This window comes from Nocardia wallacei (assembly GCF_014466955.1).
Lineage (GTDB): Bacteria > Actinomycetota > Actinomycetes > Mycobacteriales > Mycobacteriaceae > Nocardia > Nocardia wallacei.
On sequence record NZ_AP023396.1, the window covers coordinates 2,989,527 to 3,004,959 of the forward strand.

The 15,433-nt window shown below is 67.1% G+C and carries 16 protein-coding genes; 9 read left to right on the forward strand and 7 right to left on the reverse strand.

From position 1 onward, the window contains the following. Nucleotides 1–61 precede the first annotated feature (61 nt). The gene (locus tag NWFMUON74_RS13635) at nt 62–1,375 is read left to right on the forward strand and encodes an APC family permease (protein ID WP_425300384.1); all 1,314 of its coding nucleotides are present in this window, start codon (nt 62–64) and stop codon (nt 1,373–1,375) included. Nucleotides 1,376–1,417: 42 nt separating this feature from the next. On the opposite strand, the gene NWFMUON74_RS13640 is transcribed toward NWFMUON74_RS13635, so the two are convergent. Both NWFMUON74_RS13640 and NWFMUON74_RS13645 read right to left on the reverse strand, forming a co-directional pair. Continuing rightward, nucleotides 1,418–1,855 (reverse strand): hypothetical protein, encoded by a 438-nt coding sequence (locus tag NWFMUON74_RS13640; protein ID WP_187688166.1) that lies wholly within the window; start codon nt 1,853–1,855, stop codon nt 1,418–1,420. 91 nt (nt 1,856–1,946) lie between these two features. Then, on the reverse strand, nt 1,947–2,381 hold the full coding sequence (locus tag NWFMUON74_RS13645; RefSeq protein WP_187688167.1) for a MerR family transcriptional regulator: 435 nt from the start codon (nt 2,379–2,381) through the stop codon (nt 1,947–1,949). 77 nt (nt 2,382–2,458) lie between these two features. Between NWFMUON74_RS13645 and NWFMUON74_RS13650 the strand changes: the two genes are divergently transcribed. The 4 genes from NWFMUON74_RS13650 (at nt 2,459) to NWFMUON74_RS13665 (ending at nt 5,968) form a co-directional block, all read left to right on the forward strand. After that, entirely contained in the window at nt 2,459–3,232 is a 774-nt protein-coding gene (locus NWFMUON74_RS13650; protein WP_197987014.1) for an SDR family NAD(P)-dependent oxidoreductase, read from the forward strand. A gap of 162 nt (nt 3,233–3,394) precedes the next feature. Further along, nucleotides 3,395–4,597 carry a cytochrome P450 gene (locus NWFMUON74_RS13655; RefSeq protein ID WP_187688168.1) on the forward strand — a complete coding sequence of 401 codons (1,203 nt, stop codon included), beginning with the start codon at nt 3,395–3,397 and terminating at the stop codon, nt 4,595–4,597. A 364-nt stretch (nt 4,598–4,961) separates the two neighbouring features. Continuing rightward, entirely contained in the window at nt 4,962–5,558 is a 597-nt protein-coding gene (locus NWFMUON74_RS13660) for a dihydrofolate reductase family protein (RefSeq protein ID WP_232111010.1), read from the forward strand. After that, nucleotides 5,555–5,968, forward strand: coding sequence for a VOC family protein (locus tag NWFMUON74_RS13665; RefSeq protein WP_187688169.1), 414 nt, complete (start codon nt 5,555–5,557; stop codon nt 5,966–5,968). The genes NWFMUON74_RS13660 and NWFMUON74_RS13665 overlap by 4 nt, the downstream gene beginning before the upstream one ends. A gap of 58 nt (nt 5,969–6,026) precedes the next feature. Here NWFMUON74_RS13665 and NWFMUON74_RS13670 read toward each other — a convergent pair whose 3' ends face one another. Beyond that, nucleotides 6,027–6,647 (reverse strand): TetR/AcrR family transcriptional regulator, encoded by a 621-nt coding sequence (locus NWFMUON74_RS13670; protein WP_187688170.1) that lies wholly within the window; start codon nt 6,645–6,647, stop codon nt 6,027–6,029. Between the two features lie 77 nt (nt 6,648–6,724). On the opposite strand from NWFMUON74_RS13670, the gene NWFMUON74_RS13675 reads away from it, so the two are divergent. Beyond that, nucleotides 6,725–7,609, forward strand: a complete 885-nt coding sequence (locus NWFMUON74_RS13675) for an alpha/beta fold hydrolase (RefSeq protein ID WP_187688171.1) — start codon at nt 6,725–6,727, stop codon at nt 7,607–7,609. A 64-nt stretch (nt 7,610–7,673) separates the two neighbouring features. After that, complete coding sequence (locus tag NWFMUON74_RS13680; RefSeq protein WP_187688172.1) at nt 7,674–8,288, forward strand: dihydrofolate reductase family protein; 615 nt, start codon at nt 7,674–7,676, stop codon at nt 8,286–8,288. Between the two features lie 483 nt (nt 8,289–8,771). Here NWFMUON74_RS13680 and NWFMUON74_RS13685 read toward each other — a convergent pair whose 3' ends face one another. Continuing rightward, entirely contained in the window at nt 8,772–8,954 is a 183-nt protein-coding gene (locus NWFMUON74_RS13685) for a hypothetical protein (protein WP_187688173.1), read from the reverse strand. 343 nt (nt 8,955–9,297) lie between these two features. After that, nucleotides 9,298–9,645 (reverse strand): hypothetical protein, encoded by a 348-nt coding sequence (locus NWFMUON74_RS13690; protein WP_187688174.1) that lies wholly within the window; start codon nt 9,643–9,645, stop codon nt 9,298–9,300. A 235-nt stretch (nt 9,646–9,880) separates the two neighbouring features. Here NWFMUON74_RS13690 and NWFMUON74_RS13695 point away from each other — a divergent pair, with 235 nt between their 5' ends. Together NWFMUON74_RS13695 and NWFMUON74_RS13700 are read left to right on the forward strand one after the other, a co-directional pair. Then, nucleotides 9,881–11,233: an NsdA family TPR-like regulatory protein gene (locus NWFMUON74_RS13695; protein WP_483243799.1), complete on the forward strand. Its 1,353-nt coding sequence runs from the start codon at nt 9,881–9,883 to the stop codon at nt 11,231–11,233. Next, nucleotides 11,230–11,817, forward strand: a complete 588-nt coding sequence (locus NWFMUON74_RS13700; RefSeq protein ID WP_187688176.1) for a GNAT family N-acetyltransferase — start codon at nt 11,230–11,232, stop codon at nt 11,815–11,817. The genes NWFMUON74_RS13695 and NWFMUON74_RS13700 overlap by 4 nt, the downstream gene beginning before the upstream one ends. A gap of 124 nt (nt 11,818–11,941) precedes the next feature. On the opposite strand, the gene NWFMUON74_RS13705 is transcribed toward NWFMUON74_RS13700, so the two are convergent. Both NWFMUON74_RS13705 and NWFMUON74_RS13710 read right to left on the reverse strand, forming a co-directional pair. Continuing rightward, nucleotides 11,942–14,407, reverse strand: coding sequence for a CaiB/BaiF CoA-transferase family protein (locus NWFMUON74_RS13705; protein ID WP_187688177.1), 2,466 nt, complete (start codon nt 14,405–14,407; stop codon nt 11,942–11,944). A gap of 39 nt (nt 14,408–14,446) precedes the next feature. Continuing rightward, nucleotides 14,447–15,430: an enoyl-CoA hydratase/isomerase family protein gene (locus NWFMUON74_RS13710; protein WP_187688178.1), complete on the reverse strand. Its 984-nt coding sequence runs from the start codon at nt 15,428–15,430 to the stop codon at nt 14,447–14,449. Between the last annotated feature and the right edge of the window lie 3 nt (nt 15,431–15,433).

Below are 15,433 nucleotides of genomic sequence, written 5' to 3' on the forward strand. Positions count from 1 at the left end.
GAGTGGATTGAGTAGTGGGACATAGGTATTCGGCGCGTCAGGGCTTGTTGGGAGGACACGGGTGAGCGAATCCGACTTCGCCGAGGCGGAGCGCCCTGATGAGTCGGGCCGGTTGCCTCGCCGTCTCGGACTCGCCGACGCGGTGGTGATCGGGCTGGGCGCGATGCTCGGCGCCGGGATCTTCGCCGCTCTCGCCCCGGCCGCTCGGGCCGCGGGTTCGGGCCTGTTGATCGGCTTGGGCGTCGCGGCGGCGGTCGCGTATTGCAACGCCACCTCGTCGGCGCGGCTGGCCGCTCGCTACCCGGACTCGGGCGGGACCTACGTCTACGGGCGCGAACGGCTCGGTGAGTTGTGGGGCTATCTGGCGGGTTGGGCATTCGTGGTCGGTAAGACCGCGTCCTGCGCGGCCATGGCGCTGACCGTCGGAATCTACGCCTGGCCCGAGTATGCGCACGCGGTCGCGGTCGTCTCGGTGGCCGGGCTGACGGCCGTCAACTATGTGGGAGTGCGCAAGTCGGCCTGGCTGACCCGCGGCATCGTCGCGGTGGTGCTGGTCGTCCTTGCCGCCGTGGTCGTTGCCGCGTTCGGCTCGGCCGACACCGACGGCGCCCGCCTGGAACCAGGGTCCGACGTCACCGTGGCAGGCGTGCTGCAGGCGGCCGGGCTGCTCTTCTTCGCATTCGCCGGCTACGCCCGCATCGCCACGCTCGGTGAAGAGGTGCGCGATCCGGCCCGCACGATTCCGCGCGCGATCCCGCTCGCCCTCGCCGTCACCCTGGTGGTGTACGCGGTCGTCGCGGTCGCTGCCCTGTTCGTGCTGGGGCCGGGCCGGTTGGCCGCGGCGGCGGCGCCCCTGTCGAGCGTGGTCCGCGCCGCCGGTGCGGGCTGGCTGGAGCCGGTCGTGCGGGCCGGTGCCGCGGTGGCGGCGCTGGGGTCGCTGCTGGCGCTGATCCTCGGTGTCTCGCGCACCACCCTGGCCATGGCCCGCGACCGCCACCTGCCGCGCGCGCTGGCGGCGGTCCATCCCCGATTCGGTGTGCCGCACCGCGCCGAGTCGGCCGTCGGGGTGGTCGTCGCCGCGGTGGCCGCCGTAGCCGATGTGCGCGCGGCAATCGGATTCTCCTCCTTCGGCGTACTGCTCTACTACGCCATAGCCAACGCCTCCGCGTACACCCTCACCCCCGCCGAGGGCCGCCCACCGCGTGTGATACCGATGCTGGGCCTGATCGGTTGTCTCGCATTGGCTTTCACTCTGCCGCTGACCGCGGTGGCGGCCGGCGCGGCGGTGCTGACGGCCGGAGCCGCCGTGTACGCACTCCGGCAACGCGCCGCACATCGGTCGGAGGACAACGCGGCCGACGCGAGGACGTGCTGAACGCCCAGGTCCGCTTCCCGGCTCACCGCAACCGACTCGGCCTCAGTTGTCGAATTGGCGGTTGACCTCGGCCAGCACCGTTTCATAGGCCATGTCGGCATAGGAGGTCGCTTCCATCACCGCCAAGCCTCTGACCCTGCTCGACAACAATTTTTCTTCCACCGTGGTGATCAGCGCGTCCTTGTCGAAGTAGTAGGCCACCTTGGTCTTGTCCGACGCTCCGGCAGGTAACCACGTGATCAAGCAGAACCGACACGTTCGTCCGTCGGGCGATTCATCCCGGAAGTTGTACAGCGCCCAGCGACAGGTGGAGTCCGGGAGATCTGCGAGGAGCGCGGCATAGCCTTGGCCCCAGTGGTATCCGGACCGGGTCAGTACAGGTTTGATCGCCTTCTCGTTGCGCGAGAGTTCGAGGAGCGAGTATCCGGACCCCCTGAGCAGCAGCAGGTCGGCCAAGACCGCCTCACACTCGATCTTCATGTGTCGGCTCCCGTCCCGAGTGGACAGCATCGATCATACTGTGCTCCTGCTGCACGAATAGCGCTCTGCCCCAGTGGTATCAGGTAGGGCGTCAACGGCCTTCGCGGGACCGCGTCGTTTGTCCGGCGGCGAGGGTTTCGGCGTGTGCGCGCAGGATGCGGTGGTGTTCGGGACAGTGGTCGAGCCGGTCGTGTCGACAGTCGAGCAAGTGCCGCAGCACATGTTGCGCCTGCCGGATCTGCGCGAGCTGCTCATCCAGCTCGCGCAGTTTGGCCGAGGACAGTGCGCGCCAATCGTTTCGGCTTTCCACCGCCGGTGCGACGAACACCGCGATCTCCGACAGCGTGAACCCGGCCGACTTGAGCAGATCGATGAACGCGATTCGTTCCACCGCGTCCGCGTCGTAGCACCTTTGGCCGCCGGTCCGCCCGGAGGAGCGCAACAGACCTTTGCGCTCGTAGAAGCGTAGGGCCGAGGACGCCAGTCCCGTGCGTGCCCGCAATTCCGATATCGATAACTTGCCCATTGACTTGAACCGTAGTTCAACCCGGATGCTGACGGAGGACGTCGGAGCGACCGACGCCGAAGGACGAGGAGGAGCCGGTGGCAGACACAGCACGCGTGGCGGTGGTGACCGGGGCGGGCCGCGGTATCGGGTTGGCGATCGTGCGCGCTCTGGTGGACGACGGCTTCGTCGTGGTGGCCGGTAGTCGCACGATCACGACGCCGCTGCGGTCGGCGACCAGCGACGTGGTCGAAGTGGACCTGACGACCGCCGCCGGGCCCGCCCATCTCGTCCAGCACGCGCTCGACCGCCACGGCGGCATCGACCTTCTCGTGAACAATGTCGCGGGCACGTCGACCCCGCCGGGCGGATTCCTCGCCCTCGACGACGACGCCTGGCGGTACACCCTCGACGCGACGGTCATGCCGACTGTTCGCGCGACGCGGGCGGCGCTGCCGGCGCTGCTCGAGCGCAGCGGCGCGATCGTCAACATCAGCTCGGTCAACGCCAGGATGCCGCAGCCGCGTTTGGTCGCGCAGTCGGCGGCGAAGGCCGCGGTATCGAACCTCGGTAAGGCGCTCGCCGAGGAGTTCGGCGCTCAGGGACTGCGCGTCAACACGATCTCGCCCGGCCCGGTACTCACCGATCTGTGGACGACGCCCGGCGGACCGGGCGACATCCTGGCCCGGAAAGCCGGTGTCCCGCAGGACCTCATCGTTGAGCGACTGCCGTCGATACTCGGCATGTCTACCGGCCGATTCACCACCCCCGACGAGGTCGCCGCACTCGTCGTCTTTCTCGTCTCGGGCAAGGCGTCGAACCTGAGCGGAGCGGACCTGGTGATCGACGGCGGCATGCTGAAGGCATTGTGAGCAGGACGAGTCGGCCGAGAATGTTCCTCTCGCATATGGAGAAGATTAGTTGCAACAGCATATTATTGCATTTACACTGAGATCACTTACCCCGAGGGCTCGGTGTCGGCTGAATCGTCCGCGAACCGAGAACGATGTAGTTCCTGCGAGAGGTGAATCTCTGTGACCACCAGCGCGGCCAGCGACGTCTACTACGATCCGTACGACGTCCGGCTCAATGCCGACCCCTACCCGATGTTCAAGCGGATTCGCGACGAGGTGCCCGTCTACTACAACGAGCAGCACGATTTCTACGCGTTGAGCCGCTGGCGGGACGTCAATGCCGCGCTGCTGGACCACAAGACCTACAGTTCCGCGCGTGGCGCGATCATCGAGCTGATCAAGGCCGACATCACGATGCCGCCGGGCGTGCTGATCTTCGAGGACCCGCCGATCCACGACATTCACCGGAAACTGTTGTCGCGCATGTTCACTCCGCGCAAGATTCGCGAACTCGAGGACAAGATCCGCGAGTTCTGCGCGCGCAGCCTGGATCCGCACGTGGGCACGGGCCGCCTGGACTTCATCGCCGACATCGGCGCGCAGATGCCGATGCGCACCATCGGCATGCTGCTCGGCATCCCGGAAGAGGACCAGGAAGCCATCCGCGACTTCGCGAACGAGCAGATGCGCACCGAGGAGGGCAAGCCGATGAAGGCCGCCGAGGAGGGCATCGTCGGCGGCGACATCTTCGGCGCCTATATCGACTGGCGCGCCGAGCACCCCTCCGACGACATCATGACCGAACTGCTCAACGTCGAGTTCGAGGACGAGACGGGCACGCTGCGGCGCTTGTCTCGCGACGAGCTGCTGACCTACGTGAACGTGGTGTCCGGTGCGGGCAACGAGACCACGACGCGGCTGATCGGCTGGGCGGGCAAGGTGCTCGCCGAACACCCCGACCAGCGGGCCGAATTGGTCGAGAACCCGCGGCTCATCCCCAACGCGGTCGAGGAACTGCTCCGATTCGAGCCGCCCGCACCGCATGTCGCGCGCTACGTCACCCGCGACGTCGAGATACACGGCCGGACGGTGCCGCAGGGCAGCGCCATGATGCTGCTCATCGGCGCCGCCAACCGCGACGAACGCCAATTCCCGCCCGACGGTGACGTTTTCGACATCCACCGCGACACCCGCCAGCACCTGACCTTCAGCGTCGGCACCCACTACTGCCTGGGTTCCGCCCTGGCCCGCCTCGAGGGCCGCATCGCCCTGGAGGAAATCCTGGCCCGCTTCCCACGCTGGGAGGTGGACCTCGACAACGCCAAACTCTCGCCCACCTCCACCGTGCGCGGCTGGGAAACCTTGCCCGCCACCACTTCCTGACCGAGCGGGCAGTCGGTAGCAGAATCCGGTCACGCCGAAACCGGCTGTGCGGTCGCGCGCCGCATCCGGGGTTGGCCGGACGCCGACGATCGTGACCAATGAACAAACCTGCTATTGATCGCCGCCGCAACGGGCCCGGACTCGGCGCCGCCCGCCGAGAATCAACGACTCGCGCTCGATGGAGTCACCGTGCCGTCTCGCTGGATTTTGCACATCATCGGCTCGAGTTCGGTCGGGTACTTGCTCCTCTCCCATACGACGGCGTATTTCCGCCTTCGTCGCGCGGGACGCAGCCGTGGGCATCGTCGTGCAGACCGGCGATCATGCTGATTGAACCGGTGCCCGGGACGGTTAGGGTTGGGCGATGGCGATGCTCCGGGAATCGGCTGGTCCGATTCGGCTGTATATGTCGATGTCGCTCGACGGCTTTATCGCAGGCCCGGACGATCGACCGGGCCAGGAGCTCGGCCGGGCCGGCGGACGGCTGTTCAACTGGCTCGACGACCGGGAATCGGACGGTCCCAGCGGGCAGGTTTATCGGGAGGCGCTGGCGACCGGCGCAGTGATCTCCGGACGTCGGACCTTCGAACTCGCCGGACGTTGGCAGGGCGACCATCACGACGGAGTGCCCATCCTCGTCCTCACCCACCAGGTGGGCGACGTGCCCCCGGGGCACGCGCGATATGTCACCGACGTCGAGGAGTGCGCTCGTCTGGCGCGGGCTGCCGCCGGGGACCGGCCGGTCATGGTCCATGGCGCGGGCGCGGCCCAGGCACTCCTTCGGGCCGGGGAGCTCGACGAGATGGAGATTCATCTGGTTCCGGTTCTCCTCGGGGAGGGCCGACGCCTCTTCGAGCATCTCGGCGGCGATCACATCGAGCTCGAGTTGGTTCGACGGCTCGAGGACCGAGACGTCACGCACCTCCGCTACCGTGTGCGCCGACCCGAGGAGGTTGCGTGAAGACGATCTTCGTCGCCTTCCGCGTCACCGACCTGGACCGCTCGCTCGATTTCTACACCGCGCTGGGCTATGTCGAGCTGGGCAGGGTCGAGCCGGGTGACGGGGTTCGCCTGGTGATCCTGAGGTTCCCCGGCGAACCGGCGGCATCGCTGGAGCTGGTCTATCGTCCGGGCGGTGGACGTATCGACGGCGGGGGCAGTGTCGATCACCTCGCGGTGCAGGTCGACGCACTGGCCACCACCGTGGAGCGGCTGATCGCCGTGGGCCTGGAGCCCGGACCCGTCCAATACCCGGGTGGGCCGGACGGCCCGAAGACGTCGTGGCTCACCGATCCGGACGGCTATCGAATCGAGTTGGTGGAGTGGCCAACTGGGCACCCGGACGGTCTTACCGACGCGGACTTCCCCTGAGATCGAACGCGTGGCACGTCATTCACCGGTCGAGAATGGTCCACGAGAGAGCACGCCGTCAGAACTTCCGTAATCCGTTGCGCAGCAATCCGAATGCCACCTCCGCGTCGGCAACGGCTCCGGGATGACGTTCGTCGGCGGACCGGCCGGCACCGAGGTGCCGCACATTGTCATCGGCCAGCAGGTGTTGTGTGGTGGCGAACTGTGCCGCCGCGAGGCGCGCGGGCAGGACGTCGGCGTTCGTCGTCTCCCGGAGCGCGTCCGCCAGCAGAGCGGCATCGCGCCGTCGAAGAGCCTGTAAACCGTTGGTGAGCACCGGATTCGCGTTGATCAGCCGGTACAGGGCGAGTACGTCCGCGTCGTCGCAGAGTCCGGTCACGGGGTCGCGCCGATCCAGCCCGGCCAGAAAGTGGGCTCGCAATGCGGCGAGTGGTGTCCATCGCGCGGGCCGGGCCCGTACGACGCGTGCCGCCTCTCCTTCGTGGTCGGCTACCCGATGCAGGACGAGGTCCTCCTTGGCGGGGAAGTAGCTGAACAGGGTTCGGCGCGACACCCCGGCCGCCGCGGCGACGGCGGCGACGGATGTCTGTTCGTAACCGGCCTCGAGGAACAGGGCGATCGCCGCCTCCGAGATCGCCTGCCGGGTGAATTGCTTCTTCTGTTCGCGGAGTCCGGGCACACAGTCATCCTAGGCGTTTCTGCACTCGAGCTACTATTGCACCGAGTGCAGATTTTGGGTGGTTCTACGGAGGTAGCGTGCCGAATCGACGTCGGAGTCTCGTGATCAATGCCCGGGCCGGTGGCGGGACGGGCACGGAACTGGTCTTCCTGCACGGCGGGTCGGGCAGTTGGCAGTTGGGCGCGGAGCTGTTCGAACAACTGCCGCCCGCGGTGAGCTGGTGGGGTGTCGACCTTCCCGGACACGGGGATTCGGCATGGACCGGGCATTACAGTCTGGAGAACGCCGCCGATGAACTCGCGAGCTGGGCGGCCGCGAATCTGGCAGGCCCGGCGTGGTGGTACGGCCATTCCTACGGCGGCCAAGTCGCGCTGGCATTGGCCGGTAGGCATCCGGACGCGGTGTGCGGGCTCGTGTTGGGGGATACGCCACTGTCGCTATCCGCCATGCTGAAGCTGTTGAAGCACAGCGGAATTCGGATGCGCAGGTGGCAAAGCTGGTGTGGGCGGCCGGAATCCGAGCTGCTGGCATTGCTCGGCGCCGAGCCGGTGGGCACCCAGACCGCCGCGGAAATGCTCGGCGCCGAACACCCCTACCTCCGCCGCATGGCCGCCGCCCTGCACCGGCACGATCCCGCGTACCTCGACGCGATCGTGGGCCGTACCCGCGAGGTCTACGGCGGTCTGGATTACGCGGCGACCTGGCTGAGTCGAGTCAACGGACCGGTCGTACTGTTGCGCGCCGACCCGGCGGTGTTCGCCCTGTCCGACGACAGCGACGAGATGCTCGTGCGCGAGAACGCCCGCGAGGGGGTAATCCGGCTGCTGCCGGGGGTGGGGCACGGGTTGCAGAACTTCGCCCCGACGGCAGTCGCGGACACGCTTGCCGAGCTGATGGCTGTCCGGCACGACGGCGATTCGGGCGTCACATCGGGCAAGCGTCGACCCACCGCTCACCGATGAGTTCGGCGACGTGATTCCGTCTACTCCTCCGAACCACAAACCGTAGCGAGAAGCGGAGTCACACATGTCGAACAACGAGCAGAGCGCCGGTCGCAGGGTGGCCGCCGAGGTCACCGTGTCGATGGATGGCTACAGCAGTACCGGGCCCGACGACGATATGAGCTGGTGCATGGAACACATCATGAGCGGGCAGAGCGAGCTGTATTACGAAGGCATTTGGCGCGGCGCGAGCACCGTAGTCCTCGGGAGAACCAATTGGGAGGGCTTCACGGCGGTGTGGCCGGGTCTGACCAGTGACCCGTCCAGCTCGGCCCGCACCCGCGACCTCGGCGAGTGGCTTGCCACCGTCGAGAAAGTCGTCTTCACCAAGACATTGGAGCAGGCCGATCTGGACAAGGCCGAATGGACCAACGCCAGAATCGGCCGCGACCTCGAGGCGGAGGTGCGTGCGCTCAAACAGACCCCCGGCCGCGACATCCTGGTGTGCAACAGCGCCAGTATCATTCAAGGTCTGCTCGAGGCAGGTCTCGTCGACGACCTCTACCTGACCATCGTTCCGAAAACCCTCGGCGGCGGCCTGCGGCTCCTTCCCGACAACTACGCATCGGGCTGGCGACTTGCCACCGCCACCACCTTCCCCGATTCCAGCACCATCTCCCTGCACTATTGCCGGGACTGACGGCTGGGCACTTCTGAACCGGCCGAGAGTTTGCAAAGACGCTTCGCTGGAACAAGAGGTGATATTCGACAGCCCTATCCCGCGCCGCAGGACTTCGCGCTCGAGCAGGAACGATTCCCACGCGCCGAGCAGTACATGCCGCCGTGGTTCAGGGCGGGCCTCGCCGCCGCCGGTGTCGACAATGGCCGAAACGAGAATCGGCATGCGTGATCAATGCCTGTTCTGCGGCATCGTCGCGGGCGGCCTCCCGGTGTGAAGGTGGCCGAGGACGGTACAGGCCAATCGATGCGCGGGGTTTGAGCATCGCCCGGCCGTCTACCCGGATGATGTGCCCCCTGCCGCGGACCGCCTCGCGCGACAGGGGGCGCGCTCACCGCTATTTCGGACATGTACGGACCGACGGCAGCTCCATGCCATCCTGCGGCGAGGGTGAATCCAGCGGTATAGCTGGAGGATTCGGCCGGGCGAAGCGTTGCGATCGGTCTAAGACGCCAGCCAGCGTTCGATGTGGTCGAGGGTGGGGGCGGCGAATATGGGGTCGCCGTGTTGGGCGTCGAGCAGGACCCAGTCGTGCGGTTGCCACGGCGCGCGGATGAGGTGATATCCGGCGCGCGTGGCGCGCATCGTGAGTTGTCTGGTTCGGAGGGGTATCGGGTCAGAAGTCATCGGAGCTCCAAAGCTTGTGGCGGCGTGAAGAATCCGGAGTGATACGTCCTGCGGCGACCAGGGTGCGGAACGCGGCGCGTTTGCGTGGGCAGTCGTGGTCGCGATGTAGTTGCATCGTGGTGTGCGCCTCGGTCGTGGAGAGCGCACTGGTCGGTGCGCGGCATGTCCAGGTCTCGGGCCAAGCCATGTGACCTGTGCGGCAGGGTGTTTCGGGCCGATGTGCCGAGGTCGGACGGTCCGGTGGAATGATCGGCCAAACGCATGCCAACCCGAGTGCGGCGAATACGGCAACGCCCGCGATCGCAAGGGCGCTCTGCGCTATCTCCCACGCGCACAATCGCTTTCACCGCTCGAATCGAGTGTTCCAGCCGGTAGGCGGCATCGCTAGCGCGGCGAGACCGTCGAGCACTTGCTGCAGCGTCGGCAATTCCGGCGCGTCCGCGATGCGCGCCGGACCGACCCCGCCGACCGGGAAATCGATGCCGCGTGCGTGCGCACGTTCCCGCGGACCGGTTCGCTGCGGAGCGATCCGGCCGTGGTGCACCAAGGTGCAGTACGCGACCCACTTCCATCCGCACCGGTCGATCCGGCACCCCCGATGCCGCTGCATCTGCTGATGTGCGAGAAGGACTTCCGCCAGACCGCAGATGCGTGGCGGAGTGACGGTCATGGCGCTGATCATCTCGTGCATGCGGTGCTTCCTTTCCTTCGAACTCTTGGTGAGCAGAACTGAGCACCAGTTTTCGATCCGTGGACGCCACGCGGAACGACTACTGGTGGGTGATTCGGGGGAGGATGTCGGGAGGTGGTCCGAATGGGCACCATGTCGGTGCCTCAGTTGCGAGGATGCGGCGTAGGGATCAGTCGAGCGTGGAGAGTGGGTGGGTTGATTGGCAGAACCGAACAGCGAGCTCGTAAATGCCCGGATGCGGGTTCGATCAGCTACGACCGGACATCCGTTGTCCCGCAATGAACTCGCCGAATCGGTAAACGCTTGGATATTCCGAGAGCGCGGCCGGATCGTCGAGTTGTCGGGAAACTACATCGGGAAGCTCGAGCGTGGCCTATTTCGCTGGCCTGGTGACGACTGTCGCGCTGGGTTGCGGGCCGTGCTCGGTACCGCAACGGATGCGGAACTCGGATTCCGTCGGCCGGACCGAGGGCCGGGGGCGGTTACTACGATGGTGGCGAACGAGCCATCCACCCCGGTATCGGCAGGTGCCAGAGAGGAGGTAGACGACGTGCTTCGTCGTACCTTCCTGGCGAACGCTTCGCTCGCTGGAGTAGGCACCGCGGTGAGCCTCGAAATGGCCCGCCACGGTCTCAACCAGGCCATGGCCGAGGGTGCGGCGGCCGACATCGCCGACTGGTACGAGATCGTCCGTGAATACGGTGAGATCCATGTGACGGACACGTCGAGTCGCCTGCACGAGCTGTTGCTGACGGACGTGCTGATCCTTCAGCTTGCTCTCGGACAGACTGCGAATCCTGCACGGCGGCGGCGGTTCTATGAGATAGGGGCACTTCTGAGCCATTACATGGCGCAGGCAGTGGGCGACCTTGGTCAGCGAAGGGAAGCCATGCGATGGTGGCGGACAGCGCGGCTGGCTGCGGATGCGTCCGGTGACCTGCGTACCATGTTGTACATCCGCGGCCGCGCGGCGATTCGGGAAATCTACGACGGCCGCTCGCCGACTTCGATTCTCGAATCTATCGGTGAAGCCGACGAATTGATGGCTACCGGTCCGGTAGCCGGGCTGCCGAGTTTGCTTGCAGCTCGTGCGCAGTCGTACGCCCTGCTCGGTCGTGCGGAGGAAGCCGAGTCCGACCTTCGAACCTTGCGCGATGTCTTCGCCGAACTTCCATCGGATATGACCGCGTGCCACGGTTGGCACTGCTGGGCCTACCCCGAAGAACGAGTGCGGTTCACCGAGAGTTTCGTCTACTCGCATCTCGGGAACGTTGCGGCGGCGGAAGCCGCACAGCAGGCGGCGCTGTGCCTGTACCCGCCGAACATCGTTCGCGGGCCGACACAGATCGAACTGCAGCGCGCCCTGTGTCATGTGCGAGACGGGGATTGTGCCGAGGGTGCCCGTCACGCGATCAATACGGTGAACCGGTTGCCTGCGGAGTATCGCACGCGGTTCGTGATGGGTCTCAGCGAGCAGGTTTACGAAGCGATACCGTCGGAGGAACGGGGTTCGGCAGCCGTCGCGGACCTGCGAGAGTTGATCCGTTCGGACGCGATTGCTCAGCAGCGCAGGGTGATTCGGTCATGACGGGCTCGGAGCTCACGCTTGAACGGTACGACGCGAACGGTGCGCTGGGCTTGGCCGATGAGTTGAAGGCTGTGTATCTGGCGTCGCACTTGGAGCAACAAGGGGATCCGTGGTACTCCCCGGACAGGTTCTGGGATCGTCTCGAGCAGTTGTATGCGCCGATTCCGGAGTTCGAGTTGGTGGGGGGCTGGGTCGACCACAGGCTGGTCGGGTATGCGTTCGGCACGCCGTACGGGCGGCCGAAGGGGGTGTGGGAGAAGGCAGTACGTGTCTTTCCCACGTTCGGTCCGGTGACCATGGATGATCCGGTCTACATCTTCCGGGAGTTCGCCGTGCACCCTGCGGCGCAGGGGAAGGGTTATGCCCGGAGTATTCATGACGCGCTGCTGTCGGAACGCCCGGAACCGCTGGCTTACTTGCTCGTTCGCGTGGGCAACCCGGCGCGCAAGGCGTACGAGTCGTGGGGCTGGCGGGTCATCGGGCAGACGCGGCCGTTCGCCGATTCGCCGGCTATGGACGAGATGGCGAGAGTTCTGTCCGCTCAGGCTGTATGGGGGCGCGACGGAGGGTCTGATGGTGTGTAGCCGTCCGTGCAGGTCGCGTTTCTCGACGAGGTTCGACGTCGTCACGGAGCATCGACAGCTGCGCGCATCGAGAGTTGGGAACGACTGTGTCGGAGGGAGCGGCTTCGTCGGCGGGAGCGAGTTCCTATTCCGACTTCACGGGCGTGCGGGCGACGGCGGGAGTACCGCCGATGATGCCCTCGTTCTCCAGTGCCGAGATTTCCGCTTCGGAAAGCCCGATCCCCGTGAGCAATTCGGTGTTGTGCTGGCCGAGCAGCGGGGCGGGCGAGCGGTGGAACCGGTGGGGGCCCGCGGAGAAGCGGGCGGGAACGGTGCTGTGCCGGGCCGTTTCGGCGACGGGGTGGGGGACGGGTTCGAAGAAGCCGCGGTGGCGTAGTTGGGGTAGCTCGGCCTGGCGGTGGGGCTGGATGACCTTGGCGACGGGAACGCCTGCGGCCCATAGGGTTCGGACGATCTCGTCGCTGTCGCGGGCGGCGCACCACGCGGAGAGATGCTCGTCGATCGACGAGTGGTGGCGGCGTCGCCCACCGGCCGAGGACAGCTCGGGCGTCAGCGCCCAGAAGGGATCACCGAGCGCCGCACGCAGCGCCCGCCACTGCGCGTCCGTCGCCACGGCGATCGCGACCCAGCAGTCCTCCCTGCCGAACTCGTCCACCCCGGCGGCCCGGTACAGATTCTGCGGCGCGGCCTGCGGCCCGCGATTGCCGTCTCGCTCCAGCAGCGCACCGTAAGCGGAATACTCGATCACCTGTTCCGCCGCGACGTTGAGAGCGGCGTCCACCATGGCGGCCTCCACCAGCGCCCCACGCCCGGTCTTCCGCCGCTGCTCCAAGGCCAGCAGCAGCGCGTTCAACGCATGCACCCCGGCATTCGGATCACCGATCGAATAGGGCTCCACGGGGTTCCGGTCGCGATGCCCGGTGAGCCAGGTCAGTCCGGAAGTGTCCTCGATGATGTACGCGAACGCCGGATTGTCCCGCCAGGGCCCGTCCAGACCGAAGCCGGGCATCCGGACCATGATGGTGTCGGGCCGCGACTCGCGCAGCGCCGGATAGTCCAGTCCGATCTGTTCCAGCACCCGCGGCGTGTAGTTCTCGACGACGACGTCGCAACTCGCCGCCAGCCGCTGCAGCAGTGCGCGCCCGCGCTCGGAACGGAAGTCGACCGTCAGCCCCTTCTTGTTGGTGTTGAGCCCGGAGAAGATCGGCGACTTCTCCCACCACTGCTCCTCCGACGCGGCCACACCGGCGATCAGCCGGGTGCCGTCCGGCCGCCCGGCCGACTCGACATGGACGACCTCCGCGCCCAGCATGGCGAGGAAGTGCGTGCACGACGGCCCGGCCCAGTACGTGGTCAGATCCAGCACGCGAAGTTCCCGGAACGGCAAGGGATCCGGGCGCACCCGCGCGGCAGCGGGCCGGTGCACGGGACGGGCGGCGCGATACCGCTCGGTGTGCTCACCGAGCCGGGGCGCGGCCGCCGGACCGCAGAGCAGATCGGGCCGGGTGCGATAGGGCGGACCGGGCTGGAGGAAACCGTCGCGCGGATTGACTGTGAAGGCGCGTCGCGCCACGTGATGATCCATGGTGGTGGCGTTGGCGCCGTGCACGACCGGCCCGTTCGGAATCCGGAAGGCGGTGGCGAGATCGCGGATCACCTCGGCGGGCTGCTCGGCCAGCCAGGCGAAGATGTCGGGCGCGTGCTTGGTGGCGCGTTCGGTGATCGACAGATCGGTGTCCTCGTCGATCCACTCCGCGTGCCCCACCATCGCGCACAGGTCGAACCACTGCTGCGCCGTTCCGCAGCCCAGCGCCACCAGCCCGTCGGCCGCCGCCGCGACGCCGGGCACGCTCAGCCGACGCTCGGTGCGGAACGGCCGCCCCAGCGCCTCGAAGAACGAGACCGGGAAGTAGGTGAGACCGAGGATCTGCGTCTCCAGCATGGACAGGTCGACGAGCTCCCCCGCGCCGGACCCGAGGGTGCGCAGCCGGGAGGTCATGGTCGCCGCCGAGGCGTACGCACCGGCGAACCATTCGCCGACCCGGCCGCCCACCTGCACCGGGGCCTGCTCCGGTGCGCCGCGCCCGAGCCCGACGATACCGCCGGACCACGCCTGGAGCGTGAATTCCGTTGCGGCACGGCCACTCCAGGGCCCGTCCAGCCCGAACGGGGTGACGGCGGTGACCACCAGGTGCCGGTGCGCCCGGCGCACGGCCGCGGGAGCGAACCGGGGATGCTCGGCCAGCCGCGACCCCGGCGACCAGATCACGACGTCGGCCGCCGCCAGCACCGCGTCGACCAGATCCAGGTCGGCGGGGACGTTCGGATCGGCGACCACACCGGCCTTTCCGCCGGCCAGGAATCCGAACAGCGCACCGTCACGATCGTCGGCGATCTCGGCGCCCGAAGCCGACCACCGCCGCAGCGAATCGCCCTCGGGCGGTTCGAGCTTCACCACCTCGGCCCCGCCGTCGCGCAGCAGCTTGGTGCAATACCCGCCCGCGATTCCCGTCGACAGATCGGCCACCACGCACCCGCGCAACGGCGGTTCGACGGGCTGCTCGGCGCGTGCGGAATTCCTCGATGCCATGTCTCCCACCGACTTTCTGCTCACCGATCCTCGAGCCGCTCACTCCGGCTGCTCGCGGCCCGACTTGCTCAGCCGGAACTCCGGCGGGAATTGCGCGTCGTTGTCCTTCACCGAGTTGTTCAGCCCGCCCTCGAAGGCGTTGCCCAGCATGAGATCACCGTCGTCGTCGGCGTGGATGTGGCCGCCCATCGACTCGAAGAAGCCGCTGAGCAGGCTGCCCATGTACTCGCCCTGATGCTGCTTCATCACCTCGAAGAAGACCTTCTGCATGAAAACCGTATCCGTGGGCCGGTTCCGGGCACAGGCCAGCGCGTACTTCGCGGTCTCGGCCTCCAGATCCGCACGGGCGACAACCTTGTTGAGGAAGTTGCAGTCGTACATCTCCTGCGCGCTGAACGCCCGCCCGGTGAAGACCATCTCCTGAAACCGCCGCAACCCCATGGTCTGCGCCCACGTCCACATCCGCGGACCCCAGCCGTAGTACCGGAAGGACGGGTGGCCGAACAGCGCGTCGTCGGAGGAGATCACCAGGTCCGCGTCCGCGGCCTGGTAGAAGTGCCAGCCGTAGCAGTAGCCCTTCACCTCGACGATGCTGATCTTCTTGAACTCCTGCAGGCTGCGGCACCCGGCCTGAGCGTTGGCGTACCACTGGCTGATGGTGGCTCCGTGCCGGAAGGACTCCTTCGGCGGATACCGCACCTCGTCGGGGCCGATCTTGTACTCGGCCAGCCGGGGCCCCTGCGCGGGCGAGTTCTGTACCTCCATGAACTCGGGCAGGTCCGCGCCACTGCCGAGGTCATCGCCCGCGCCGCGCACGACCAGCACCTTCACGTCGTCGTCCACGCTCGCGCGGTGCAGCAGGTCGGCGTAGCGCAGCCGGGCGGCGATGGTGGGCGCGTTGAGCTGGTCGGGCCGATCGAAGGTGATGGTCGCGATGCGGGTCGTCGGATCCTTGTCGTAGCGGATGATCTTCTCGGCCTCGGAACGGTCGGAATGCGCCGCGGACTGGTCGGAACCGGGCATGGT